General features: G+C 62.9%; 22 protein-coding genes and 1 pseudogene. 3 read left to right on the forward strand and 20 right to left on the reverse strand.

What is annotated here, in order from left to right; all coding sequences use genetic code 11:
* Positions 1 to 45: 45 nt before the first annotated feature.
* The 3 genes from PKKP23_RS07200 to PKKP23_RS07210 all read right to left on the reverse strand — a co-directional run bounded on the left by PKKP23_RS07200 (position 46) and on the right by PKKP23_RS07210 (position 4,071).
* Positions 46 to 1,392 (reverse strand): DUF3100 domain-containing protein, encoded by a 1,347-nt coding sequence (locus PKKP23_RS07200; RefSeq protein WP_126876385.1) that lies wholly within the window; start codon positions 1,390 to 1,392, stop codon positions 46 to 48.
* Between the two features lie 127 nt (positions 1,393 to 1,519).
* Positions 1,520 to 3,031, reverse strand: a complete 1,512-nt coding sequence (locus PKKP23_RS07205) for an aldehyde dehydrogenase family protein (protein ID WP_126876386.1) — start codon at positions 3,029 to 3,031, stop codon at positions 1,520 to 1,522.
* Between the two features lie 29 nt (positions 3,032 to 3,060).
* On the reverse strand, positions 3,061 to 4,071 hold the full coding sequence (locus PKKP23_RS07210; protein ID WP_081601928.1) for an NAD(P)-dependent oxidoreductase: 1,011 nt from the start codon (positions 4,069 to 4,071) through the stop codon (positions 3,061 to 3,063).
* Here PKKP23_RS07210 and PKKP23_RS07215 point away from each other — a divergent pair.
* The gene (locus PKKP23_RS07215; RefSeq protein ID WP_017777555.1) at positions 4,070 to 4,981 is read left to right on the forward strand and encodes a LysR family transcriptional regulator; all 912 of its coding nucleotides are present in this window, start codon (positions 4,070 to 4,072) and stop codon (positions 4,979 to 4,981) included. The two genes, PKKP23_RS07210 and PKKP23_RS07215, sit on opposite strands and share 2 nt — an antisense overlap.
* A 67-nt stretch (positions 4,982 to 5,048) precedes the next feature.
* Here PKKP23_RS07215 and PKKP23_RS34970 read toward each other — a convergent pair whose 3' ends face one another.
* The 9 genes from PKKP23_RS34970 to PKKP23_RS07260 all read right to left on the reverse strand — a co-directional run bounded on the left by PKKP23_RS34970 (position 5,049) and on the right by PKKP23_RS07260 (position 14,170).
* Positions 5,049 to 5,300: a hypothetical protein gene (locus PKKP23_RS34970; RefSeq protein WP_126876387.1), complete on the reverse strand. Its 252-nt coding sequence runs from the start codon at positions 5,298 to 5,300 to the stop codon at positions 5,049 to 5,051.
* Between the two features lie 92 nt (positions 5,301 to 5,392).
* Positions 5,393 to 6,307, reverse strand: a complete 915-nt coding sequence (locus PKKP23_RS07225) for a TauD/TfdA dioxygenase family protein (RefSeq protein ID WP_126876388.1) — start codon at positions 6,305 to 6,307, stop codon at positions 5,393 to 5,395.
* A gap of 479 nt (positions 6,308 to 6,786) precedes the next feature.
* On the reverse strand, positions 6,787 to 7,692 hold the full coding sequence (locus PKKP23_RS07230) for a class I SAM-dependent methyltransferase (RefSeq protein WP_240658809.1): 906 nt from the start codon (positions 7,690 to 7,692) through the stop codon (positions 6,787 to 6,789).
* Positions 7,693 to 8,219: 527 nt separating this feature from the next.
* The gene (locus PKKP23_RS07235) at positions 8,220 to 8,903 is read right to left on the reverse strand and encodes an SDR family NAD(P)-dependent oxidoreductase (RefSeq protein ID WP_126876389.1); all 684 of its coding nucleotides are present in this window, start codon (positions 8,901 to 8,903) and stop codon (positions 8,220 to 8,222) included.
* Positions 8,904 to 8,942: 39 nt separating this feature from the next.
* The gene (locus PKKP23_RS07240; RefSeq protein ID WP_126876390.1) at positions 8,943 to 10,280 is read right to left on the reverse strand and encodes an NAD(P)/FAD-dependent oxidoreductase; all 1,338 of its coding nucleotides are present in this window, start codon (positions 10,278 to 10,280) and stop codon (positions 8,943 to 8,945) included.
* A gap of 30 nt (positions 10,281 to 10,310) precedes the next feature.
* Positions 10,311 to 11,108 (reverse strand): amino acid ABC transporter permease, encoded by a 798-nt coding sequence (locus PKKP23_RS07245; RefSeq protein ID WP_126876391.1) that lies wholly within the window; start codon positions 11,106 to 11,108, stop codon positions 10,311 to 10,313.
* A gap of 88 nt (positions 11,109 to 11,196) precedes the next feature.
* Positions 11,197 to 12,006 carry a substrate-binding periplasmic protein gene (locus tag PKKP23_RS07250; protein WP_126876392.1) on the reverse strand — a complete coding sequence of 270 codons (810 nt, stop codon included), beginning with the start codon at positions 12,004 to 12,006 and terminating at the stop codon, positions 11,197 to 11,199.
* Positions 12,007 to 12,075: 69 nt separating this feature from the next.
* Entirely contained in the window at positions 12,076 to 12,801 is a 726-nt protein-coding gene (locus tag PKKP23_RS07255; RefSeq protein ID WP_126876393.1) for an amino acid ABC transporter ATP-binding protein, read from the reverse strand.
* Positions 12,802 to 12,847: 46 nt separating this feature from the next.
* Complete coding sequence (locus PKKP23_RS07260) at positions 12,848 to 14,170, reverse strand: NAD(P)/FAD-dependent oxidoreductase (protein ID WP_126876554.1); 1,323 nt, start codon at positions 14,168 to 14,170, stop codon at positions 12,848 to 12,850.
* 141 nt (positions 14,171 to 14,311) lie between these two features.
* Between PKKP23_RS07260 and PKKP23_RS07265 the strand changes: the two genes are divergently transcribed.
* On the forward strand, positions 14,312 to 15,223 hold the full coding sequence (locus PKKP23_RS07265; RefSeq protein ID WP_033351847.1) for a LysR substrate-binding domain-containing protein: 912 nt from the start codon (positions 14,312 to 14,314) through the stop codon (positions 15,221 to 15,223).
* Between the two features lie 72 nt (positions 15,224 to 15,295).
* On the opposite strand, the pseudogene PKKP23_RS34450 reads toward PKKP23_RS07265, so the two are convergent.
* The 4 genes and pseudogenes from PKKP23_RS34450 to PKKP23_RS07285 all read right to left on the reverse strand — a co-directional run.
* Positions 15,296 to 15,628 (reverse strand): annotated as a pseudogene (locus PKKP23_RS34450) (transposase); the annotation flags it as partial.
* A 52-nt stretch (positions 15,629 to 15,680) separates the two neighbouring features.
* Positions 15,681 to 15,875 (reverse strand): YqaE/Pmp3 family membrane protein, encoded by a 195-nt coding sequence (locus tag PKKP23_RS07275; RefSeq protein ID WP_126876394.1) that lies wholly within the window; start codon positions 15,873 to 15,875, stop codon positions 15,681 to 15,683.
* 105 nt (positions 15,876 to 15,980) lie between these two features.
* The gene (locus PKKP23_RS07280; RefSeq protein WP_126876395.1) at positions 15,981 to 16,379 is read right to left on the reverse strand and encodes a PIN domain-containing protein; all 399 of its coding nucleotides are present in this window, start codon (positions 16,377 to 16,379) and stop codon (positions 15,981 to 15,983) included.
* Positions 16,376 to 16,621 carry an AbrB/MazE/SpoVT family DNA-binding domain-containing protein gene (locus PKKP23_RS07285; protein ID WP_126876396.1) on the reverse strand — a complete coding sequence of 82 codons (246 nt, stop codon included), beginning with the start codon at positions 16,619 to 16,621 and terminating at the stop codon, positions 16,376 to 16,378. Before PKKP23_RS07285 ends, PKKP23_RS07280 begins: the two co-directional genes overlap by 4 nt.
* A 434-nt stretch (positions 16,622 to 17,055) precedes the next feature.
* On the opposite strand from PKKP23_RS07285, the gene PKKP23_RS07295 reads away from it, so the two are divergent.
* Positions 17,056 to 17,577: a DUF2867 domain-containing protein gene (locus tag PKKP23_RS07295; RefSeq protein WP_017777541.1), complete on the forward strand. Its 522-nt coding sequence runs from the start codon at positions 17,056 to 17,058 to the stop codon at positions 17,575 to 17,577.
* 224 nt (positions 17,578 to 17,801) lie between these two features.
* Here PKKP23_RS07295 and PKKP23_RS07300 read toward each other — a convergent pair whose 3' ends face one another.
* The 4 genes from PKKP23_RS07300 to ssuD form a co-directional block, all read right to left on the reverse strand.
* Positions 17,802 to 18,710: an ABC transporter permease subunit gene (locus PKKP23_RS07300; RefSeq protein ID WP_420873200.1), complete on the reverse strand. Its 909-nt coding sequence runs from the start codon at positions 18,708 to 18,710 to the stop codon at positions 17,802 to 17,804.
* On the reverse strand, positions 18,707 to 19,507 hold the full coding sequence (locus PKKP23_RS07305; RefSeq protein WP_126876397.1) for a taurine ABC transporter ATP-binding protein: 801 nt from the start codon (positions 19,505 to 19,507) through the stop codon (positions 18,707 to 18,709). The genes PKKP23_RS07300 and PKKP23_RS07305 overlap by 4 nt, the downstream gene beginning before the upstream one ends.
* Positions 19,508 to 19,529: 22 nt before the next feature.
* Positions 19,530 to 20,564 (reverse strand): taurine ABC transporter substrate-binding protein, encoded by a 1,035-nt coding sequence (tauA, locus tag PKKP23_RS07310; protein ID WP_126876398.1) that lies wholly within the window; start codon positions 20,562 to 20,564, stop codon positions 19,530 to 19,532.
* A gap of 123 nt (positions 20,565 to 20,687) precedes the next feature.
* The gene (ssuD, locus tag PKKP23_RS07315) at positions 20,688 to 21,815 is read right to left on the reverse strand and encodes an FMNH2-dependent alkanesulfonate monooxygenase (protein WP_126876399.1); all 1,128 of its coding nucleotides are present in this window, start codon (positions 21,813 to 21,815) and stop codon (positions 20,688 to 20,690) included.
* Between the last annotated feature and the right edge of the window lie 2 nt (positions 21,816 to 21,817).

Below are 21,817 nucleotides of genomic sequence, written 5' to 3' on the forward strand. Positions count from 1 at the left end.
AACGAGGTGCAGCCGGGGGAACGTCGGCTGCACGCAGAGGACAGGTCAGATGTGGAAGATCTGTGCGACGAGTGCGGCGCCGATGAATGTGCCGGCGTTGGCGACGAACGACACGAGCACGATGCGCCAGCCGAGCCGGCGGAACGCCGGGATGTCCTTTGCGATCGAGAGGCCGGCGAAGGTCAGCATCGGCGTCACGACGCCCAGGAAGTCGTTCTTTGCGCTCATCGCCGCGATCTGCGACGCCCACGGGCACAGCGGCGAAGTCATGAACATCGCGACAATCGACACCCAGCACACCGCCGGAATCTTGCGTCGTGTAGCAGTCGACAACGCATCACCGATTATGGTGGCGAGTACCATGAAGCCCATACCCGGCAGCCCTTGCAGCGGTGTCGTGCCGTGCGTGATCCAGTCGCACACGAGCGAGAACATCGCGGTCAAACCCCATGCCGCGATCTTGCCTGAATAGCTCAGCGAGGGTGCCTCGGTCTGGACATCGCCGAGCTTCGGGCGCGCTGCATCCACAGCGTCGGATGCGCCCGATGCCTTCGTCGTACGCCCAATGAGCGGTTCGAGCACGCGATAACCGAACACCGCGAGCGGCAGGGAGATGAACAGCGTGAAATACGTGCCGATGGTCGTCGTGATCAGGTTGCTGGCGGCGGCAAAAGTCAGCACGTCCTTTGCGACTTCCGGTGACTGCTGTGCCGCCGCGATCGCACCAGACGCAGCAGCCATCATGCTGCCCGAGCCGACGCCCGCACCCATGGCGAGCGCCAACGGATGGAAGATGTTCAGGCTCGCCACAAAGCCCGCGAAAATGGCGATGAACACGGCCCCAAACACCGTGCCCGTCAGATATTCGGCCAGCACGCCGCGGCCTTCCGCCGAATTCATTCCATATTTTTCGCCGATGATGGCAAGACTAGGTTCGCGACCCACGGAAAACGTTGCGCCGATGGCTTCGCGCTTGATGCCGAGGAGCAGCGCAAGCGGCAAGCCCAGCAGGATCGTGCCGACGAAGTGTCCGAGTTCCTGAAAGGCGAGCGCCCAGCCCGCTGCGGCGAGCTTCGGCAATGCACTGCCGACCATCAGACCGAGCTTCGATACGAAAAGCAGCAACGCAGGCTGTAGCACGGCAGCGGCCAGAAACTGCGTCTTCACGTCCAGCCGCATGCCGCTACGCCAGCGCTCCGACACCAGCCCCAGCGCGCCGCCCATCAACAGGGCCCAGACCATCGGCAACAGCACCACCTTGCCCGGCCCCACCTTGAACGTGAATGCACCGATGCACTGCGCGACCAGCAGGATCGCAGCCGCGTAGACCAGCAATTTTGCGCCCCTGAAACCGCTGCCCGATGCACCGTCCGTCGTTATCGTGTGTTCCATGCTGGTCTCCGCCCCAGGGCACAATGGCCCGATATCAAGGTTATCAAGCTTGTCGTCTTCGTCGAACAACTCAACTGAGTTTATGGCGCAACCTGCCTGCGCCCCCCTAGGCGCAGGCAGGTTGCGCTCACAGATAGCCGAACGCGGTCGACGGCGCCTTTGCCGTTTCAACCCACACGCTCTTGGTCTGCGTGTACTCGTACAACGCCTCGACGCCGCTCGAACGGCCATAACCGCTCATGCCGTAACCACCGAACGGCGAAGCCACGTTGATCGTCTTGTAGCCATTGACCCAGAACGTACCCGCGTCGACCTGCGCGGCCACGCGATGCGCGCGCGCCACGTCGTTCGTCCACACCGCGCCGGCCAGGCCGAAGTCCGTGTCGTTGGCGATGGCGATCGCTTCTTCCTCTGTGTCGAACGGAATCGCGACCACCACAGGCCCGAAGATTTCGGTGCGCGCCACGTCCATCTGATTGTTCACGTTCGCGAGTACGGTCGGCGAAACGAAATAGCCGCCGTGCGACTTCTCTGCCGATCCGGCCGCGAGCGTCGCGCCCGCTTCTACCCCGCTCGCGATCATCTTCATCACATGATCGTACTGGGCGCGATTGCAGATAGGGCCGACTTCGGTGGCGTCGTCGGTCGGTACACCGACCTTGATCTTCTTCGCACCCGTCGACACCATCGCGACAAACTGCTCGTAGATCGAACGCTGAACGAGCAGACGTGAGCCCGCCACGCAACTCTGACCCGCTCCCGCGAAGATCGCGGCCTGTGCGGTGAGCGCCGCGCGCTTCAGGTCCGCATCCTCGAACACGATGTTGGCCGACTTGCCGCCCAGTTCCAGCACGCAGGGCAACACACGCTTCGCCGCCGCTTCCGCGATGCGGGCACCGGTTGCCGGAGAGCCTACGAACACGACCTTCCTGATGACCCTGTGCGCAATCGCTGTCTGCGCGATGGTGTGGCCATAGCCCGCGAGCACGTTGATCAGCCCCTTCGGCACGCCGGCACGCTCGGCGAGCATACCGACGGCGAGCGAACTGAACGGCGTGAGTTCCGACGGCTTGAGCAGCACCGCGTTGCCCATCGAAATGGCCGGCGCGAGCTGCCAGCCGCAGGTGAACACCGGCGCGTTCCACGGCGTAATCTGAAGCACGGTGCCCGCGGGCTCGCGGCGCGTGTAGTTCAGATGCGAAGTGGGCACCGGAATCACGTCGCCGTAAAACTTGTCGGCCCAGCCGCCGTAGTACTCGAACATTTCGGCGACCTTCGCGACTTCACCGCGGCAGTCGCGGATCGGTTTGCCCGAGCCGAGCGATTCGAGGCGTGCCAGCTGTTCGGCATGCTGACGAATCTGACGGGCCACCTCAAACATCGTGCGGCCGCGCGCGGCATGCGTCAGCGACCACCACTGCTGTTGCGCAGTCTGCGCCGCCGAAGCCGCGAGCGCGACGATTTCGGCTCCGCCATCACGATAGGCGATGCTCTTCTCGCCGGAAGCGGCGTCGTACAGCTGGATGGTTTCGCCCTGTCCTTCGACAAGTTCCCCGTTCACATACGAACCCACGGTTTCTGCATTCGGGAAGAAGTGCTGAAATGCCTTGAGCAGGTTATCTGCGATGCTGTGTTCCATAGCGTGTCCTCGTTGTATTCCGTGAGCGCTCATTGCCCGTCGACGAACTGAACGATGCGATTGAAATCTTCTGCATCGCCAATCGATTCCTCGCTCTTCGCCCACAGCCGTCCCGCTTCTTTCGCGACCGGCGCGCTGACGTTCTGGCTCCGCAGCAGCTCAAGCGCGAGGCGCATGTCCTTGCGCATCAGTTTCATCGTGAAACCCGAGTCGAATTTCCCGTTGAGGATCCACGTCGGGTAATTGGTCAGCGTCGCGCTGTTCCTGCCGGAGCCGCCACTCAGCGCTTCGATCAGACGCGCGCCATCCACGCCCGCGGACTCCGCTGCGCGGACTGCTTCGCTCGTCACCAGCAGATGAACGCCCGTCAGGAGGTTGTTGATGAGCTTGGTGACGTGGCCCGCGCCCACCGGCCCGACGTGAACCTGCTTCGCGCTGATTGCGGAGAGAATCGGCTGCACGGCGGCGATATGTTCATCGGCACCGCCCAGCACCATCGTCATGGTGGCCGTGGCGGCGCCCTTCGGACCACCGCTCACCGGACCATCGATGAACGCAACGCCACATTCCGCGAGTGCAGCAGCGACCTTGCGCGTGCTGTTCGGGTCGGCGGTCGTCGTGTCAATCACGGTCAGACCGCGTTTCGCATGGGACGCTACGCCGCCATCGCCGAGCACGACCTGCTCGACGATCGCCGATGTCGGCAGCGAGAGGATCAGCACGTCGACCGCCGCGGCGATTTCCGCGACTGATGCGCAAGGCCGCACACCCTCTTCGCCCAGCTTCCTCGCGCTGTCCTGGCTGGTATCGAATCCAAACACGTCGAAGCCTGCCCGCTTCAGCGACAGGGCCATCCCGCGCCCCATGTTTCCGAGTCCGACGACACCTACCGCTTTCATTTCTGCGCTCCTGGTCAGTACATTGAGATGCGCCTGGCTCGAGGCCTGGTCCGCTCCGTTGACGTCGATATTCGGCGCATTGACCGTTTCAACCAATAAGTGCCAATATTCGAATCGTTCTAATAATTCGAACACCACCATGGCAGACAGCCTGACCGAAAGCCGGATCACCTATTTTTTCGAAGCGGTGCGTTGCGGCACGATCCGCGCAGCGGCTGACTGGCTCGATGTCGCACCCTCTGCCGTAAGCCGCCAGATCACCTTGCTGGAAAAGGAACTCGACGCCCCGCTGATCGAACGTCACGCCCGTGGCGTTACACCGACCGAGGCCGGCCAGTTCGTCATCCAGTATTTTCGGGAGCAGCGCGCGCATCGCGAAGACCTGCTGTCCCGTCTGCAGGAACTACGCGGCCTGCGTACCGGCCGCGTCAGCGTGGTGCTGGGAGAAGGATTCGTATCCGACATGCTGTCGGGACCGATGCAGCATTTCTGCAGACAGTATCCGAACATCAAGGTCAATCTCGACGTGGGCAGCACCAACGACGTCGTGACGAAGATTGCGGAGGACGAGGGCGACATCGGCCTCGTCTACAACCCGCCAAACGAACCGCGCATCGTGTCGCGCGCGTTCCGCCAGCAGCCGATGATGGCCATCGTCGGCACCAGGATGGCGCGCACGATCAGGCGCAAGAGTCTTACCGTGCAGGAACTGGCGTCGTATCCGATTGCCGCGACCCATGCCACCTATGGCACACGGCAAATGCTGCAGGCGGTCGAGTTCGCCGAGAAGATCACGCTGGAGCTGGCCGTCACGACCAACTCCATCAACATCATGAAGCAGTTCGCCCTTTCCGAACTCGGGATCGTGGTGCTACCGGCTTTTGCTGTTGCCGGCGAACTCAAGGCTGGGCAACTGAAGGCCATTCCCATCGAACACCCGATTCTTCAGAACGCCGAAGCACATCTCGTGACGCGTGTGGGACGCACGTTGTCCGTTGCATCGAACAAGATGCTGCAGATGATCTCGTCGCAAATGAGCGCGTTTCGCTAGGCGGTCGCGGCAGGAGCAGCCCCCCGGCCCAGGACGAGGACAAGGACAAGGACAAGGACAGCGGAGATCAACATGGGCAACAATCGGGCAGCCCAGTTCGGCGAGCGTCGCTTTTTCGAGCGTCAGGCCGGTCGCGTGCCACGTTGAGCAGCAGATAGACCACGCCGAACTGCTCCGCAATGCGGAGTTGCCCGTCCGCGCGCGCACCACCCGGCACGGCAAGCGCCGTCACGCCGACTACGACGCCCAGCGCCAGCACCGCAGCGTGACGGACCTGTCGCGACATCGCGGACAACGCCGCGCGAAACGGATGCAACATCGATGACCCCGTATGACTGTCTGAATCTGAAGAGTTGGGACGCCGGCTTGCAAGCGACGCAAAGCCGACGAAGAGAGATGCACGGGCGTCGTTCAGAACGGCACGTCGCCTTCAATCGTCGTGCGGTAGAGCTTGCGGCGCAGGTGGTCCGGCGTGCCTGCGGCCAAATGCATGAGCGAACGGTTGTCCCAGAACACGAGATCGTGTGCCTGCCAGCGGTGCCGGTACAGATGCTCGGGCCGCACGCTATGCGCGAACAGTTCGTCGAGCAGCGCGCGACTTTCGTCTTCAGGCAGATCGACGATGCGCGTCGTGAAATGCTCGCTCACGAAGAGCGCCTTGCGGCCCGTTTCCGGATGCGTGCGCACCACCGGATGCACGACGGGCTTCACCTGTGCGATCTGCTCAGGCGTAAGGTTCGGCCGCCACGGGCTACGCGCCTGAAGCTCCGCGTAACGCGCGAGATAGGTGTGCTCGGCACGCTTGCCTTCAACAGCCTTGCGCAGATGCGCCGGCAGCGTGTCCCACGCGAGGTGCATGTTCGCGAACAACGTGTCGCCGCCTTCGGACGGCAGTTCCTGCGCATGCAGCAGCGAGCCGAGACTCGGCTTTTCCTTGTAAGAGAGGTCCGAATGCCAGAAGCGGCCCGCATCGCCAAGTCCGATGGGTTTGCCGTTCTCGATCACGTTCGACACGATCAGCACTTCGGGGTGGCCGGCCAGCGCGAACTGATGCAGCACATGAATCTGCAAGGGGCCAAAGCGGCGACTGAACGCAACGTGTTCGTCGGGCGTGATGCGCTGGTCGCGAAACACGAGCACGTGATGCTCGAGGTGAGCGCGATGGATGCGCGCGAAGTCGTCGTCCCCGAGCGGTTTCGACAGATCGAGGCCGATGACTTCGGCGCCCAGCGGCGCGTTGAACGCGCGTATTTCGAAAGACTGTGCGGCACCTGCACGAGGCGGCACGGAACGCGCAGCGGCGATAGCGGAAGCGGTCGTTGTCACGGTAATGCCCGGGGCCTGTAAAAACGCACAATCTACGGTTCGCCACGCGCACCGGTCAACGAAGCAAAATCGATACGTTTATCTGCTGTCGTCATAAAGGCGCTGCTGCGGCGTCGGTCGACCGAACCGCATGGGAAGCGCGCCCTCCACGCGATCAGTCGCCGGTCTTACCGGTCCACGAGGCTGTTGATTTTGGCTTTCCCTACCGGCATTGAATGATCGCCGCGATGATTCGCGATACCGCGGGCGTGAAGGCGCTATTGCTTTCATCGACGATATGGATGAAACAAAAACACCAAATTCGAATGCGAACATTTGAAGTGCCTGGAACAGCTATCCCAAGCATTGGTGAGGCACACCATTCACGCGATGGCCTTGCTCGATCCGCTGGTCGATACGTGTGGGAAGTCCGCCTACACGCCCAAGATGTTCGAACCACGAAAGTCGTCGCGGTTCTAAGGCGCTGCTTGCCCGTGCGGCTATGGCTTGACGAACCTGAGTGTCATCCGATCCGACTCGCCAATTGCGGCATAGCGATCCCGGTCAGCATCGCCGCCAGCGTAGGTCGGCGGCAGCGACCATACGCCATGCGGATAGTCCTTCGTATCCCGCGCATTCGCGTTGATCTCGCTACGCGCCACCAGTACGAAACCCGCGGCCTGCGCATGTTCGATCACGAAGGCTTCCGTCACGTAGCCCGTATCGATCATTTGCTGCAAGGACGCGCCGGGCCGGGCGCGATGCTCTTCCACGCCGAGTTCCCCACCGCGCTTCAGCGCGCCATAAAACGCGCGGAAATTCGCATCGAGCTGACCATCCTTGATCCAGTTGTGGATGTTGCGGAACGTGAGCACGCGGTCGAAGCGCTCGTGCGCGTCGAAGCCTGAAAATGCGCCTGCTTGCAATCGACCAACGACGACGTTCCCATAGATGGCGGGGTCGCCGGCCAGCTTGCGAAGATAGGCGTCGTCGGTCGCGCGCTCTTCGAGATCCGGCACACCCGCAAGGCCGAGATATTGCGCCTCGTACAGATGGCCGGTGTCGTGCAGCCACGGCGCAAGAATGTCTGTGTACCAACCGCCGCCCGGCGCGATCTCCAGCACCGTTTGCGACGGACCCAGTTCGAAGAACTCCAGCGTTTGCTTCGGGTGGCGATAAACGTCGCGTGCTCTCGCCTTCTCGCTGCGTTGCGCGCCATCGATGGCGGCATCGAGGGAACGGGCAGCGGCAGGACGCGCTTGCGCTTCATGCGCAACAGGCTGCAAAGCAGACGGCGAAGTGGTGGTGCAGCCCGTTATCGTCAGCGCGATCAACGTCGTAACAACGGAGAGTGCGCGCGGCAACGCGGCGTTTACCGGCGTGCGGCGATCGTTGAATCGATTCATGGGCTACGCTCCGGTTTTCCGTGTTGTCCGAAGCGGTAGCGCGCAATCTCTGCCCGGTCGGTGTCCGCAACGGCGCGCTTCGTTCCCCACGGCTGATCCGGATTGCCTCGGCGCAGTTTCTGCAGGCTCGCTGCCTGCGACACCGGTAACAAGCCGAAGACGGCCGCGACAAGGAACGCGACTGCCCGGCCGAATCCATTCTTCCCTCATTTCAACCTCCGTGGTCAGACAGGTTCGATACGCGCCTGCGCCGCCTCGCCAGGGCCACCCCAGCGCTTGAGGTCGATCTGCGTATCTCTGGTCCTGGCGTAATAGATCGGGAGCCCTCTCCCTCGAACCCGTGTGAGACCATGCGAGTGTAAATCACGCGTGCCGTCGCGCGCGTAGCGCCCTCCAACTCGCGCTTGTTGAAGCCTTCAGGCGCGTCGCTCCTCGACGCATACGCGAAAAAGGAATTGAAAAACGCGGGACCGATCGATCGCCCGCACGCAGGTTGAATTGCCGTCTGGCTCCAGCTTCCAGGCGGGCTAAAGCGTCTCCTCATACCGGCAATTGACGAGCAGTTCCGCGACGCTCGCGGTGTTCGGCAGTTCGATCGTATTGACCACGAGCAGCGCCAGATCCTGCGGTTGCGTCATCGCCTCGGGCGCAAGATCGGCGATGCCCGACGCCATATCGGTATTCACGAAGCCGGGACACACGGCCGTTGCGCGCACGCCGTCGTCCCAACCCGCGCGGCGCACCGCGTGCGTCAACGCGACCATCGCGTGCTTCGACATCTGGTAGCCGACGTTCAGGTTCTTGACGCGCTTGCCCGACAACGACGCAAGCTGTACGAAGCGCCCACGTCCCGAACGCCGTAGATGCGGCAACGCGGCCTGCACAAGACGAAAAGGTGCGTGCACGTTGATGTCGAATGTCTCGGCGAGCAGCGCATCGTCGCCGTTGTCGAAGTCGATCATCTTGCAGATGCCGGCATTGCTGACGAGCACGTCGAGCCGGCCGTATCGATGGATCGTCGCATCCACCCAGTTGCGTGCCGCCTGCGGGTCACGCGCTTCATAGGCGTGAATGAATGTATCGGCCATGCCCTCGAACACGCGCGGCTCGCGCATGCCAAGCGAAAGCGCATAGCCTCGCCGCGCCAGTTCGTTTGCAATCTCGCTGCCGATACCGCGCGAAGCGCCTGACACCATCGCTACCTTTTGCATGCTCGAATCCTTGCGAAGCGTCTCGTTCATGCGGGCGCATCAAAAGCCTGCATCGATCGTGATTTTCGAACCATCGCTAAAGCGGCTCAGCCTGAACGCGTGCGTATCGACGAGCGGTTTGTCGTTGTGCACGATATCTGCCATCAGCCTGCCCGCGCCCGGCCCGATACCGAAGCCATGCCCCGAAAAACCCGTGCCGATGAACAGTCCCGGCACCTTCGCGACGTCCGAGATGACGGGAATCGCATCCGGCGTGACGTCGATATAGCCGGCCCAACGCTGCGCGATACGTGCGCCAGCCAGTTGCGGAAACACGGCGACAAACGCCTGCAAGCCCTTGTCGACATACGGAACGACAGGATCGGGATCGAGCGTGCGGATGGATTCGAATACCGTCGGCGCGTCCAGCGACCAGCGGCGCGGACGTTTCAGTTCGTCGAAGAAGCGCTTGCCGACGCTGATCTGCAATGCGCCCATCTGGCTTTTCAGCGCCTCGATGTATTTGAAGAACAGCCGGAACGAATCGGGCGTGAGGTCCGCATGCGTGCGCAGCCCATAGGCGACCGTATAGCCGCCGTCCAGACGCTTTCGAAACGCGAACTCCTCATTGTTGGCGCTGCACGTCGGGCCGCCTTCCAGCGGCTCGGTACGCAGCACCGAGGCACGCGTGAGCAGTTGCGGCAGATCGACGCCGAGATTGCCGCAGAAATAGCGTGTCCATGCGCCGCCCGCGACAACGGCGGCATCGCAGCGGATCGTGCCGTGCTCGGTGACGACAGCGCTGACGCGTCCGCGGCTCGTTTCGATGCCGCGCACCGCACAGGGCGTCAGGATGCTGACACCGCGCTTTCTCAGCGCGTTCGCGATGGCGGGCGCGGCCTTTTGCGGTTCGGCGCGCGCGTCGCCGGGCGTGAATATGCCGCCTTTGAACGAACGCGTCGCGCCCGGCAACAACGCGGCGATGTCGCGGGTATCGACCTCGCGCGTATCGAACGCATCGCCGCCAATCTCGCGCGCACGCCGCAGCCAGTCGCGATGGCGTTCAAGCGTTGCGTCATCGTTCGATACGTAGAGAATGCCGCACTCGTTGAAGCCGGTTTGTATGCCGAGCTTCTCGTCGAGCGTGCGCCAGATCTTCAGGCTTTCGATGCTCAGCAGCAATTCGCGCGGATCGCGCCGCGTGACGCGCACCCAACCCCAGTTGCGGCTCGACTGCTCGCCGGCGATGTGGCCTTTCTCGCACAACGCGACGCTCAATCCCTTTTCGCTCAGCGCGAGCGCTGTGGACACGCCCATGATGCCGCCGCCTATCACGACGACGTCGGCGCGTTCCGGCAGCTTGATATCGTCGGCGACGATGTCGACTTTCGGTCCCATGTTCTGATTGATGTGTGTGAGGGTTCGTTATCAGCAGCGATGTTCGGCGGCGGGCGCCTGCGATTGCAACGCCTCTTCGCGGCGCAGGCTGCGCAGTACGCGCGCGGATCGACGGCCGCGACGCGCGCCGGGGTTGCTGAAGCGATTGGTCCAACGGTCGATGTGATTGATCGCATGCGTGAGCGGCACGGTGATCAACAGATACACGAGACCCGCTGCCACCAGCGGCGACAGGTTGGCCGTATTGACGGCTGCGTTCTGGCCGATCGTGAACAGATCACGCTGCGACGTCAGCAGACCCAGGAAATACACGAGGCTCGAGTCCTTGACGATGGCGATGAACTGGTTGGCGAGCGCGGGCAGAATGCGTCGCACGCCTTGCGGCACGATGACGTGACGCATGCCGCTCCAGTACGTCATGCCGAGCGCCTGGCACGCGTACATCTGGCCGCGCCCCACGCTCTGGATGCCGGAGCGGAAAATCTCCGCGATATACGCCGACGAGATCAGCGCGAGCGCGACGATTGCGAGCGGATACGGATTCGGCCCGAACAGCGACAGCCCGATGGGCGCGAGGCCCTGGCCAACCACGAGAATCACCAGCGCGGCGGGCAGGCCGCGAAACACATCGATGAATACCTGGGCAGGCCAGGTCAGCCAGCGCGTATTCGACACGGTCATCAGTGCCAGCACCATGCCCGCCAGAATGCCGAGCACCGTGGAAAACAGCGACAGGATCAGCGTGTTCACGAGGCCCGTGCCAAGCAGGCCGGGCAGCGAATCGAGCAAAAGCGGCCAGTCGAGAAAGTTTTGCAAGAAGGCATCCATCTGCGCTCTCCTGAAGTGTGTCCGACGTTGAAAAGCGACCGCACTCTCCCGCGCGCCCGTTGCTTGCAGCGTTGGCGTGAAGGGTTGCCTACTTCATCGCGTACGGCGGAAGATCGGTAGGCTTCGGATAACCCGGATGGAACTGCAGATATAACTTCATCCACGTGCCGTCGGCAACGAGTTCGCCGATCGTCTTGTTGAGCGCAGCTTCGAGCTTCGTGTTGCCCTTGCGCACGGGAAAGCCAGCGGGCAGATTGACGGCGGAGATATCGAGCTTGTCGGCGATATTCGCTTGCGGATACTTGCTTTGCAGACCTTCGACGAGCGTCTTGTCGACGAAATAGCCGTCGATGTACTTGTTGCGCAATGCAAGGAACCCCGCGTTCAGGTTAGGAAAGCGCACGATCTGTGCGCCGGGCAGATAGCTGGCCGAGTAAGTGTCTTCGATCGTGCCTTGCACGACGCCGATGCGCTTGTCTTTCACTGAAGCAACATCCGCGCTGATCGTGCTGCCCGGCAGCGTGGCGACGGAAAGCAGGCCCGTCAGATAGCCGTCGGAGAAATCCACCATCTTCAGGCGGTCCTTCGTGATCGAGATCGAGCCCGCTGCGAGATCGATCTGCTGGTTCGCGACGCTCGGCAACAGGCCGGCGAAATCCTGCGCGCGAAAATCGGCGGAGAGCCCGAGCTTCGCGGCAATCGCGCGAATCAGCTCGACGTCGAAGCCTGTCATCTTGCCGTTGTCGACGTACGAATACGGTTTGTTGTTCGCATCGACGCCCGCAACGATCTTGCCTGGCGTCAGCGTGCCGACATCTTCGGCATGAGCCGCCGTTGCAGCGACGAGGCACAGCGATGTGGCGACAGCAAAGCTGCGTGCAAATTGAAGGAATCGCATCTGACTCTCCCCAGGTAGAAACTTCGATAAACGAAACTCGCGCGCGACTTGGTACGACTCGCAAACCGGCTAGTGAAGAATGCGCGACAGAAATTCTCTTGCGCGCTCGGAGCACGGCCTGTCGAAAAACGCTTCCCGCGTGTCGTCTTCGACGATCGCACCGCGGTCCATGAACAGGATGCGGTCGGCCACGCGCTTCGCAAAACCCATTTCGTGCGTGACGCACAGCATCGTCATGCCGTCCTGCGCAAGCGTGCTCATCACGTCGAGCACTTCGTTGACCATTTCGGGGTCGAGTGCCGAAGTCGGTTCGTCGAACAGCATCGCAACCGGATCCATCGACAGCGCGCGTGCGATCGCCACACGTTGCTGCTGGCCGCCCGAGAGTTGCGACGGATACCTGTCCTCATGCTCGCCAAGACCGACGCGTCGCAGCAACGCGCGTGCCTTGTCGGCCGCTTCGTCGCGGCTGCGGCCCAGCACGTTCCGTTGCGCGAGCATCAGATTGCGTTGCACGGTGAGATGTGGAAACAGTTCGAAGTGCTGGAACACCATGCCGACTTTCGCACGCAACTGGCTAAGATTCGCCACTTTGGCCGTGACGTCCATGCCGTTCACGACAATCTGCCCGCTTTGCACGGGCTCGAGCCCGTTGACGGTTTTGATCAGCGTCGACTTGCCGGAGCCCGATGGTCCGCAGATCACGACGACTTCACCGCGCGAAATGGTTGCCGAACAATCGGACAGCACCCGATGGCCCCCATACCATTTCGAAACCTTGAGCAATTCGATCATCGTGTTCCTCCCAATTCATGAAACATGGGTTGCCCGTGCCGTACGCTCACGACAACGCGTTGCGCACCCGGCCGCGCCACATGTCGTCGGCCTTGTAGAGCGCCGTGCCGAGCGGCACGGCAAGTCGGCTCACCATGCCGGCGCCATTCAGTGGGAACGTGCCTTCGCCGAAAGCGCCCGCATCGCGCTCAATGTCGAGCATGTGTTTCGCGATGCGATGTCCCAGATAACTCATCAGCGCGACGCCGTTGCCGTTGCAGCCGAGCGCGTAGTGGATGCCGTCGTGTGCGCCGACGTGCGCGAGCTTGTCGTGTGTCATCGCGACATAGCCTTTCCATGCGTGTGTGATCCGCATGTCGCGCAATGCGGGCCATAGCTGCACCAGCTTCGCGTAAAGCCGTCGCGCGGCTTCGCGTTCGTTCAGTTCACGAATAGAGGGGCGCGAGCCGAAGATCATGCGCGTGCCATCGGGCGATGGGCGCGTATAGAACAGATTGCGCTTCGAATCGCTGATCATGCGACGGCCGGGATTGAGCGCATCCATCAGACCTTCGGGCAGCGTTTCGGTGGCGATCTGATAGCTCGCAACGGGCAGCACACGCCGCGCAAAGAATGGCAGCAGCGCGCCCGTGTAGCCGTTGGTCGCCACCAGTACGCGCCGTGCCTCCAGCGTGCCGCGCACGGTATGCACGCGAAACTGCGCGCCGTCCCTTTCGATGCGCTGCACCGCCGCATGCGAATGCAGTGTCGCGCCGCGCCGCCGTGCGAGATCGCGCAGCGCGCGATGATATTTCGCGGTGTGCAGCCCACCATATTCGTCGACGAGAATGCCGCCGTAGTAGTAGTCCGAACCGATGATTGCACGTTGCGCATCGCGTTCGATCACATGCACGGTCACACCCGTCTTGTCGTGCAGCAGTTGGCCCTGGCGGCGCAAGACGTTGAAATGCGCAGGCGTGTACGCGCCGAAAAAGCGGCCTGTGATGTTCAGATCGGCGTCGAGCGATTCATCCGCAACGAGCCGCTTCAGATAATCGAAGCTTGCCATCGATTCCTGCATCAACCGCGTGAGCCGGTCGGCGGACACGCCGCGAATCGCGTTGGTCAACGCAAGTTTCTGTCCGCTCGACACCATGCCGCCGCTGCGCGTGCTGCCGCCTGCGCCGATTTCGGCCGCATCCAGCACGGCGACGCGTGCGCCATGAAGCGCCGCTTCAGCCGCCGCCGACAGTCCGCAATAACCGCTGCCGACGATCGCGACATCGACGTTCGGCGGCAAGGGCGCGGCCGACGTTTCGGGCGGCGCGGCTTCCCACCAGTAAGGCGCGCAGCTGAACGTCTGGTGAAACAGCAAGGCATCGGGGCGCATGGATGAAGATCTGTAAGCTCGACGTGAGGCCAGTCTAGGTCGCTGCAAATCATCCGGTCAAATAGCGACAAAAACGTCTTCTATTCATTTCTGATATGGCAAGCTGTCGCCTTGTGCATGCTGCGTCGCATCGGAGAGTGCATGAATCTCAGGCAAATTGAAGCGTTTCGGCTCGTCATGCTGCGTGGCTCGATGACGGCGGCAGCGGAAGAACTCGGCACGTCGCAACCGAGCATCAGCAGGCTGATTGGAGAACTGGAGGCCTCGACGGGATTGACGCTGTTCGTGCGCAACGGCGGGCGCATCCGCGCGACAGATGCGGGCAGTGCCTTCTATCGCGAGGTGGATCGCAGCTTCGTCGGGCTGGAAAAACTCGGGCATTCGGCTCGTGAGATCCGTCAGCTCGGCAGCGGGCGCTTACGTATCGTCGCGGCGCCCGTGCTGGCGCTGTCGTTCCTGCCGACGGTGATCGAGCGTTTCCTCGAGGTGTATCCGCACGTAGCGGTGTCGCTGGAAATGCGCAGCGAAGGCACGATCCAGCGCTGGGTGTCGTCGGGACATTGCGACGTGGGCTTTGCGACGGCGACGCCCGATGCGTTCGGCGTGACGAGCGCCGAACTGTATCGTCTGCCTGGGCTATGCGCGTTGCCGGCGCGTCATCCGCTGGCGGCGCGGGAACGTATTCAGGCCGCAGACCTGCGCGGCGAACGGCTGATCCTGCCGTCCTATGCAGACGATACCCGCACGCCGCTCGATCGCGCGTTGCGGCCCGCAGGAGCCGATCAGGTGCCTGCCGTCGAAACGCCGTACGGCGCGACAATCTGCGCGCTGGTCTCGCGCGGCGTGGGCGTCGGCATCGTCAATCCGCTGGCGGCACTCGAAGCAGACCGTCGGCGTATCGTGTTTCGTCCATTCGTGCCGGAGATTCTTTTTCGCGGCTTCATTCTGTGTCCGCAATTGCAGCAGGCCAATCCCGTCGTCGAGAATTTTCTGCAGCTCGTCCACACCACGATGAAGCGCGAAATGGCCACGCTGGGCGTGAAGGCTGGCTGAACCGCTGACGTTGCCCTGTTTTTCAGTACCGTTCGAATACCGCCTGCAACGTCGCTACGTCATCAGTTTGCGTCAGTGCGAGCGTGAGAGCGTGTAGGCACTATTCGTAAGGTTTGCGCAATGGACCAGCATCAGTACGGAGAAGGCTACGAAGTGCAGTGCGGCCAGTGTCTCAGGCAAGCGCTCGTAATCTTGCGCCAGCCGGCGAAAGCGGTTCTGTCAGCCAAAGCTGCGCTTTACTACTCAGCGACGTGGCAACAGCACAAAGCCTTTCTTTGCCTCAGCCAACTTGATTGCCTGAAGCTCGATTCCCTCATCAAGCGCTGCGCGCAGGTTCCTCGCCGGTATACCCTGATCGGCGAACGCCACCCTAACCGTCTGGCCCGTGGCCAGCTGGACCTGACGCGCCAATTCCCCTATACACGGTCGCTCATTTCTTTCCCCCCGCTTTCCTGTATCAGCTGCGGTTCGCGAGGGCGCGCTCGATCTTCTTGTCCGTCTTGTACTGGCTCAGCGTGTAGACAGACCAAATTGCAGCTGGAATCCACCCGATCAGCGTGATCTGAAGCAGCAGGCAGATGATTCCTGCAAAAGGCCGCCCGATTGTGAAGAACTGGAGCCACGGCAGAATCAGGGCAAGGAAAAGGCGCATGTTGGTCCTCATGTGGTTATAGCCGTTGTTATCGAGTCAGCTACAGGCCGACTTGCCGGCCACTCGCGTGCCGGGTACTTCCCGTTTATCGGCTCACGCCGTGATTTACTTAATCAACTGCATCCCTGCGGCCTTCGAGGCCGTCACGTCGAAAGTCGCGGTGTACTCGCATTCGGCAACATACCCCGAACGCTCGATCAGGCAGTCCGCGAAATCTGCCTTCGCGGACGCCACGAAAACGCGAAGGGCCTTTCGCACCGTGTCAGCACCTTCAACGACCAGTTCTTTGGTGCCGATTATGGAGTCGATGATGTCGTTCATCTGCTCACGCTCGACGCCATAGCAGCGCGCGAGCACCCACACGACCTCCACCAGGGCAACCTGCGAAACGTACCCTGGCCGTTCGGCCGACAGGGACTCCATCAGCACCGTCGCCTTCTTCGACTGCACGGCGTCGTCCTGTGCGAAGTAACGGACCAGCACATTCGTATCCAGTCCGATCATCGCGCGGATGCCCCCTGCTCCGCGATGGCCTGGTTCATGTCCTCGATCGACACGGGTTTCGCGGGCTTCTTCACGATGCCCTTGAGCGACGCGAGCGAGCGCGTGGCCGGATAGATCTCATACCGGCCCGTCGCCTCGTTGAAGCTGAATTCGATCCGGTCGCCGGACCGCAGGCCAAGCTGATTGCGCACGTCCACCGGAATGGTGACCTGGCCCTTTGAAGTGATCGTTGCCGCTGTCATGGTGACACCTCCAATACGCCTTACCTTAAGGTAAGGAGAGCAGAAAGGCAAGGACTGAAGGCGGGCGCGCCGCACTGTCCGTGACAGGCGAGATACTGCTGGCGGACGAAGACGATCGCCCGGCTTGAACGTACGCCAGCTATATTCGAGGCGCTGGCAGAAGTTAGTGTAAAAAGGTGGGCTGCCCCGGAGGGGTGATCCGGTCCAATGTTCCCGGTCGGACGAAAGCGGCGTCGATCATCATATGGAGACCATCCGTTTTTCGCCAATGTCGACTCGCAGATGCGCAGCCACCGGATGAATGTTTTGGCATTGTCCATTGCCGGATCGCCGCCATCGGGTTGGCTTCGGCTTCAGCATGAATATGTCACGCTAATTTGGACCGCGTTCGCTTGGGTCGCGCTGGGGGAAATTTGAACGCATGGAGAGTGGGCATGCAGACGAATTCGAAGAAAGCTGAACAGGTCGGCCTGCCGGCGACCTCACGGCTGAGCCGGTCGTACGGCAAGGCTGATTTTGCCGACGCATTCTCGGTAGACTTGCCGGCGACGGCCTGCAACGACGCAGAGTCTCTCGCTCGACACATCTTTGGCGGGCAACCCGGGTGGATCGCGATTCTGCAGGGAGTTCGTGACGTTGCCGTATGGCCATTCGGACTTAAAAAAACGGTCGATCTGAAAATCGCGAAGGACGACCGGCTAAGCATTTTCCGCGTGTTCGAACGGCATAAAGACGAGATCATTCTGGGCGAGGACGACAGGCATCTTGATTTCCGTGTGTCGGTTCTCGTGCAGCCCGCATCTGAGGACCGCCCCCAGCGCCTGATAGTCACTACGCTTGTCTTCTACAATCGTCTGCTGGGCCGGGCCTATCTTGGCCTTATCGCTCCTTTCCATCGCCTCGTCGTGCGAGCCTCGCTCGACCGGGCACAGCAACTCGGATGGCCCGGCCGGTAGCGACGATTCATTAACTCTCCTTCCAGCGGGCCGTAGATCGCCAGACCTCAAAGTGGGGGGTTCCTGAGAGCAGTCAGGACCAGAGGTAGCTGTCCATTCGCGAAGAAGCCACCCCATCGCGGGATTCACGCCATGAAAGACCCCGCTACCGATCACGGCAGCCCAGATGGTCCAGTTCGCGTCGAACAGGCCGCTCATCGCGCACTCGGCACGTTCACAGCGGTTCAGGGGTAGCAGTACGAATCGGACGAACAGTTACCGCCCTCCAACCGGATCTGGCGCGGCCGGTGCGACTTCGGCCACTCGAGCAGGAAGCTCGACGCATTGAGCACCATCTGGCCGAGGCCCGCCGTGGCCGCCACCATTTCGGCGGCGACCAGCGTGGTCCAGCCGAAGCCTGCCGCAATGCGCAGGCCGGTCAGTATCTCCGGCAGCGCCGCGGGCAACACGACGTGGCGCACGATCTGCGCGAAGCTGCCGCCCAGCGAGTACGCCGCGCCGATCTGCTCGGCCGTCGCGCTGCGCACGCCGGCGCGCGCGGCCAATGCGATCGGCGCGAAGCAGGCGAGATAGATGACGATGATCTTGGCCGTCTCGTCGATACCGAACCAGATCACCACGAGCGGCAGATAAGCGAGCGGCGGCAGCGGCCGGTAGAACTCCAGCGGCGGATCGAGCAGCCCGCGCGCGACGCGGCTCACGCCCATCAAGATGCCGATGGGCACGGCCGTGACCGCGGCAAGCGCGAACGCGCCGAACACGCGCACCGTGCTCCACGCAAGATGCGTCGAGAGCGGCAGACCGCCCTGAATGCGACCGTGCCACGCGTCCGCAAAAGCGCGCAGTACGGCTTCGGGCGTGGGCAGAAAGAGAGGCGGCAGCCAGCCGAGATGAGTGGCGAGCCACCATGCGAGCGCGAGTGTTGCAACGGAGGCAGCGCTCAACGCCAGCGTCGGACCTTCGCCGGGCAAACGCCATGCGGTCGAGCGTCGCCGTGCCGGCCGCAAGCACCGGAATTTGGCAGCGCGCCGCGCAGGAACGTCGCGGTCCCGCACGTGATCGGCATGCGCCCAACCTGCCTGCCCACGCGTTGCGAGCGTCACGTCGCCCGCGCGTTCGTTCGAAGCACTCACCACGCGCCCTCCTCCTGCTTCACGCCGGCATGCAGTTCGCGCACCAGCCGCTCGCGCCACGCGATGAATTCGGCCGACGACTTCACCGCCCGCGCATCGCGCGTTTCCAGATAGCGGCGTGCGAACGGAAGCGTATAGCTGTGCGCGATACGCCCGGGCCCCGCCGTCATTACGACGAGGCGCGTCGCGAGAAAGAGCGCTTCTTCGACGCTGTGCGTGATGAAGAACACCGTCTTGTGCGTGCGGTCCCAGACGTCGAGCACCAGTTCCTGCATCGACTCGCGCGTCATGGCGTCGAGCGCGCCCATGGGCTCGTCCATCAACAGCACGCGCGGATTGCTTGCAAGCGCGCGCGCAATGCCCACGCGCTGCTGCATCCCGCCCGAGAGCGTATAGACGCGGGCATGGGCCTGTCGCTCGAGTCCGACGAGCGCGAGCATCTCGCGCGCCCTGCGTTCGCGTTCCGCCTTCGGCAAGCCCTGAAAACGCAGGCCCAACGCCACGTTGTCGAGTACGTCGAGCCATGGCATCAGCGCGTATTTCTGGAACACCACGCCGCGATCCGCGCCGGGCCCGTTCACCGGCTGGCCGTCGATCAGCACCTCGCCCTCGGTCGGCGTAACGAAGCCCGCGATGCAGTTGAGCAGCGTGGTCTTCCCGCACCCCGACGCGCCCAGTGCCACGACGAATTCGCCGGCCTCGATACGCAGATCGACGTCCGCCAGCGCCATCGCTCCCTCGCCTTTGCGCGGATCGCCATAGGCCACGGCGAGGCCGCGAATCTCCAGCATGCTCACGGTGTGCTCCAGGAAGACGCGTTCAATGCGCCACCGCCCGTTGCACGAACTGCGGATCGACGCCGATCGAGTAATCGGGCAACACGTTCTGGATAGTGCCTTGCGTCTTCAGGAATGCCGCCGTCGCGGCCAGCGACTTCGCTGCGCCCGACTGTGCGCCGCCGCCCAGCCACGCATTCGAAGCCTGCTCCGCGGGCGACGGAAACGCGTAGAGCGCAAGGCTTGCGGGCACTTCGTCGGCATTGGCGCCCGACTCCTTCGCCACCGCGGCAACCTGCGGCGAGGCCGCATCCCACGTGTTGCGATGGGCGCGATAGTTCTCGTCCGCGGCGGCCAGTACCTTCACGAAACGCGTCATGAATTCGGCGTTGCCCTTCGCGAAGCGCCGGTCGACGACGAAGCCGTCGAAGGTCGCCTTGCCCGTGGACTGCGCCACCTGGCCCGACGTAATCAGCACCTTGCCGCTCTTCTTCACCTTGGCGAGCACCGGGTCCCAGATGTACGTGGCGTCGATGTCGCCGCGCTCCCACGCCGCGGCCACTTCGGGCGGACGCAGGTTGACGATCTTCACGTCGGCGGGATTCACGCCGGCGTTTTGCAGCGCGACCAGCGTATGGAAGTGCGAGGTCGAAACGAACGGCACGCCGATCTTCTTGCCCTTCAACTGCGCGAGACTCGTTACGCCCGAGCCGTTGCGCACCACCAGCGCTTCGGCGTCGTTGATGTTGTCGAGAATCCAGAAGAGCGAAATGTCCACGCCTTGCGAGAGGCCCGCCGCAACCGGACTCGAACCCGCCTCGCCCAGTTGCACGGAGCCCGACGCGAGCGCGCGAATCACGTCGGCACCGCTCGCGAGCTTGCGGTACGTGACCTTGTAGCCGGTCGCCTTCTCCACTTCGCCGGTGGCCTGTGCATAGCGCCACGGCACCACCATGTCCTGGTAGGCAATCACCACTTCGCGCGTGTCGGCTTGCGCCGCGGTACTCAGGAAAGCCGGCAAGACAACCAGCGAAGCGAGCGCACCCGCACGCAGCAGGGCACGGACAATACGGTTCATCAATTCACTCCGGAAAATAGGTACAGGCGTGCAGGCCGTCGATTATGGACGGCTGCACGCGCGGTGCTTCTAACTTATTGTCAGTTGCTAATCAGCCCGCGAGGCGCCGCTCGCCTTGCCCCGTCAGGAAGCCGAGGCCGCACGCACGTCGAACGCGCCTCCTGTCTGAACGCCGCCGGATGTCGTCACGGGCTTCTTGCCCGGCAGCAGCGGAAACACGAGTTCTGCGAAACGCCAGGCTTCTTCCAGATGCGGATAGCCGGAGAGCACAAAACGCGTCGCGCCGAGCGCCGCATATTCTTCGAGCCGTGCGGCCACGGTAGCGGGGTCGCCCACCAGCGCGGTGCCTGCGCCGCCGCGCACGAGGCCCACGCCCGCCCACAGGTTCGGGCTGATCTCCAGCCGGTCGCGGCGCCCGCCGTGCAGTTGTGCCATGCGCCGCTGGCCCACCGAATCCATGCGCGCGAAATTCTGCTGCGCGCGCTGGATGTCTTCGTCGCTCAGCTTGCTGATGAGTGCGTCGGCTGCGGCCCATGCTTCCTCGTTCGTCTCTCTCACGATCACGTGCAGCCGCAAGCCGAAGCGCACTTCCCTTCCGTGTCGCGCAGCACGTGCGCGCACGTCCGCAAACTTCTGCGCCACGGCGTGAGGCGGCTCGCCCCAGGTCAGGTAGGTATCGACGTGTTCCGCGGCAATCTCGTGCGCCGCCGGCGACGAACCGCCAAAGAAGAGCGGCGGACGCGACTGCTCCGCGAGCGAGAGGTGATTCTTCGCCTTCTCCACGCGGATGTATTTGCCCTCGAAATCCACCTGCTCGCCCGCGAACAGCCGTCGCCACACCGTGAGGAATTCGTCCGCGTGGGCATAGCGTTCGTCGTGGTCTAGAAAGATGCCGTCCGCGGCAAGCTCCGTCGCGTCGCCGCCGGGCACGACATTGAGCAGCAGACGTCCGCCCAGCGCCTCGTCGAGCGTGGCGGCCTGCCGCGCGGAAGCCGTGACGTTGCCGAGCGAAGTGCGCAACGCGACGAGCAGCTTGATGCGCCGCGTGACGGGCGCAAGGCTCGCCGCCGTCACCCATGGATCGAGGCAACTGCTGCCGGTTGGAATCAGCAGGCCGTCGTAGCCGAGTTCCTCGGCGGCCACTGCGATCTGCCGCATGTAGGCGTTCGAAGGCGCACGCCCCGAATCCGATTGACCCAGATAGCGTGTGTCGCCTGACGTCGGCAAAAACCAGAATATGTCGAGACTCATGA

Origin of the sequence: Paraburkholderia kururiensis JCM 10599 = LMG 19447 (assembly GCF_003986935.1) — a bacterium.
GTDB lineage: Bacteria > Pseudomonadota > Gammaproteobacteria > Burkholderiales > Burkholderiaceae > Paraburkholderia > Paraburkholderia kururiensis.

Coding starts and splice junctions, on each gene's coding strand:
- PKKP23_RS07200 (WP_126876385.1), bottom strand. CDS start 1,392: ATGGAACACACGATAACGACGGACGGTGCATCGGGCAGCGGTTTCAGG.
- PKKP23_RS07205 (WP_126876386.1), bottom strand. CDS start 3,031: ATGGAACACAGCATCGCAGATAACCTGCTCAAGGCATTTCAGCACTTC.
- PKKP23_RS07215 (WP_017777555.1), top strand. CDS start 4,070: ATGGCAGACAGCCTGACCGAAAGCCGGATCACCTATTTTTTCGAAGCG.
- PKKP23_RS07210 (WP_081601928.1), bottom strand. CDS start 4,071: ATGGTGGTGTTCGAATTATTAGAACGATTCGAATATTGGCACTTATTG.
- PKKP23_RS34970 (WP_126876387.1), bottom strand. CDS start 5,300: ATGTTGCATCCGTTTCGCGCGGCGTTGTCCGCGATGTCGCGACAGGTC.
- PKKP23_RS07230 (WP_240658809.1), bottom strand. CDS start 7,692: ATGAATCGATTCAACGATCGCCGCACGCCGGTAAACGCCGCGTTGCCG.
- PKKP23_RS07235 (WP_126876389.1), bottom strand. CDS start 8,903: ATGCAAAAGGTAGCGATGGTGTCAGGCGCTTCGCGCGGTATCGGCAGC.
- PKKP23_RS07240 (WP_126876390.1), bottom strand. CDS start 10,280: ATGGGACCGAAAGTCGACATCGTCGCCGACGATATCAAGCTGCCGGAA.
- PKKP23_RS07245 (WP_126876391.1), bottom strand. CDS start 11,108: ATGGATGCCTTCTTGCAAAACTTTCTCGACTGGCCGCTTTTGCTCGAT.
- PKKP23_RS07250 (WP_126876392.1), bottom strand. CDS start 12,006: ATGCGATTCCTTCAATTTGCACGCAGCTTTGCTGTCGCCACATCGCTG.
- PKKP23_RS07255 (WP_126876393.1), bottom strand. CDS start 12,801: ATGATCGAATTGCTCAAGGTTTCGAAATGGTATGGGGGCCATCGGGTG.
- PKKP23_RS07260 (WP_126876554.1), bottom strand. CDS start 14,170: ATGCGCCCCGATGCCTTGCTGTTTCACCAGACGTTCAGCTGCGCGCCT.
- PKKP23_RS07265 (WP_033351847.1), top strand. CDS start 14,312: ATGAATCTCAGGCAAATTGAAGCGTTTCGGCTCGTCATGCTGCGTGGC.
- PKKP23_RS07275 (WP_126876394.1), bottom strand. CDS start 15,875: ATGCGCCTTTTCCTTGCCCTGATTCTGCCGTGGCTCCAGTTCTTCACA.
- PKKP23_RS07280 (WP_126876395.1), bottom strand. CDS start 16,379: ATGATCGGACTGGATACGAATGTGCTGGTCCGTTACTTCGCACAGGAC.
- PKKP23_RS07285 (WP_126876396.1), bottom strand. CDS start 16,621: ATGACAGCGGCAACGATCACTTCAAAGGGCCAGGTCACCATTCCGGTG.
- PKKP23_RS07295 (WP_017777541.1), top strand. CDS start 17,056: ATGCAGACGAATTCGAAGAAAGCTGAACAGGTCGGCCTGCCGGCGACC.
- tauA (WP_126876398.1), bottom strand. CDS start 20,564: ATGAACCGTATTGTCCGTGCCCTGCTGCGTGCGGGTGCGCTCGCTTCG.
- ssuD (WP_126876399.1), bottom strand. CDS start 21,815: ATGAGTCTCGACATATTCTGGTTTTTGCCGACGTCAGGCGACACACGC.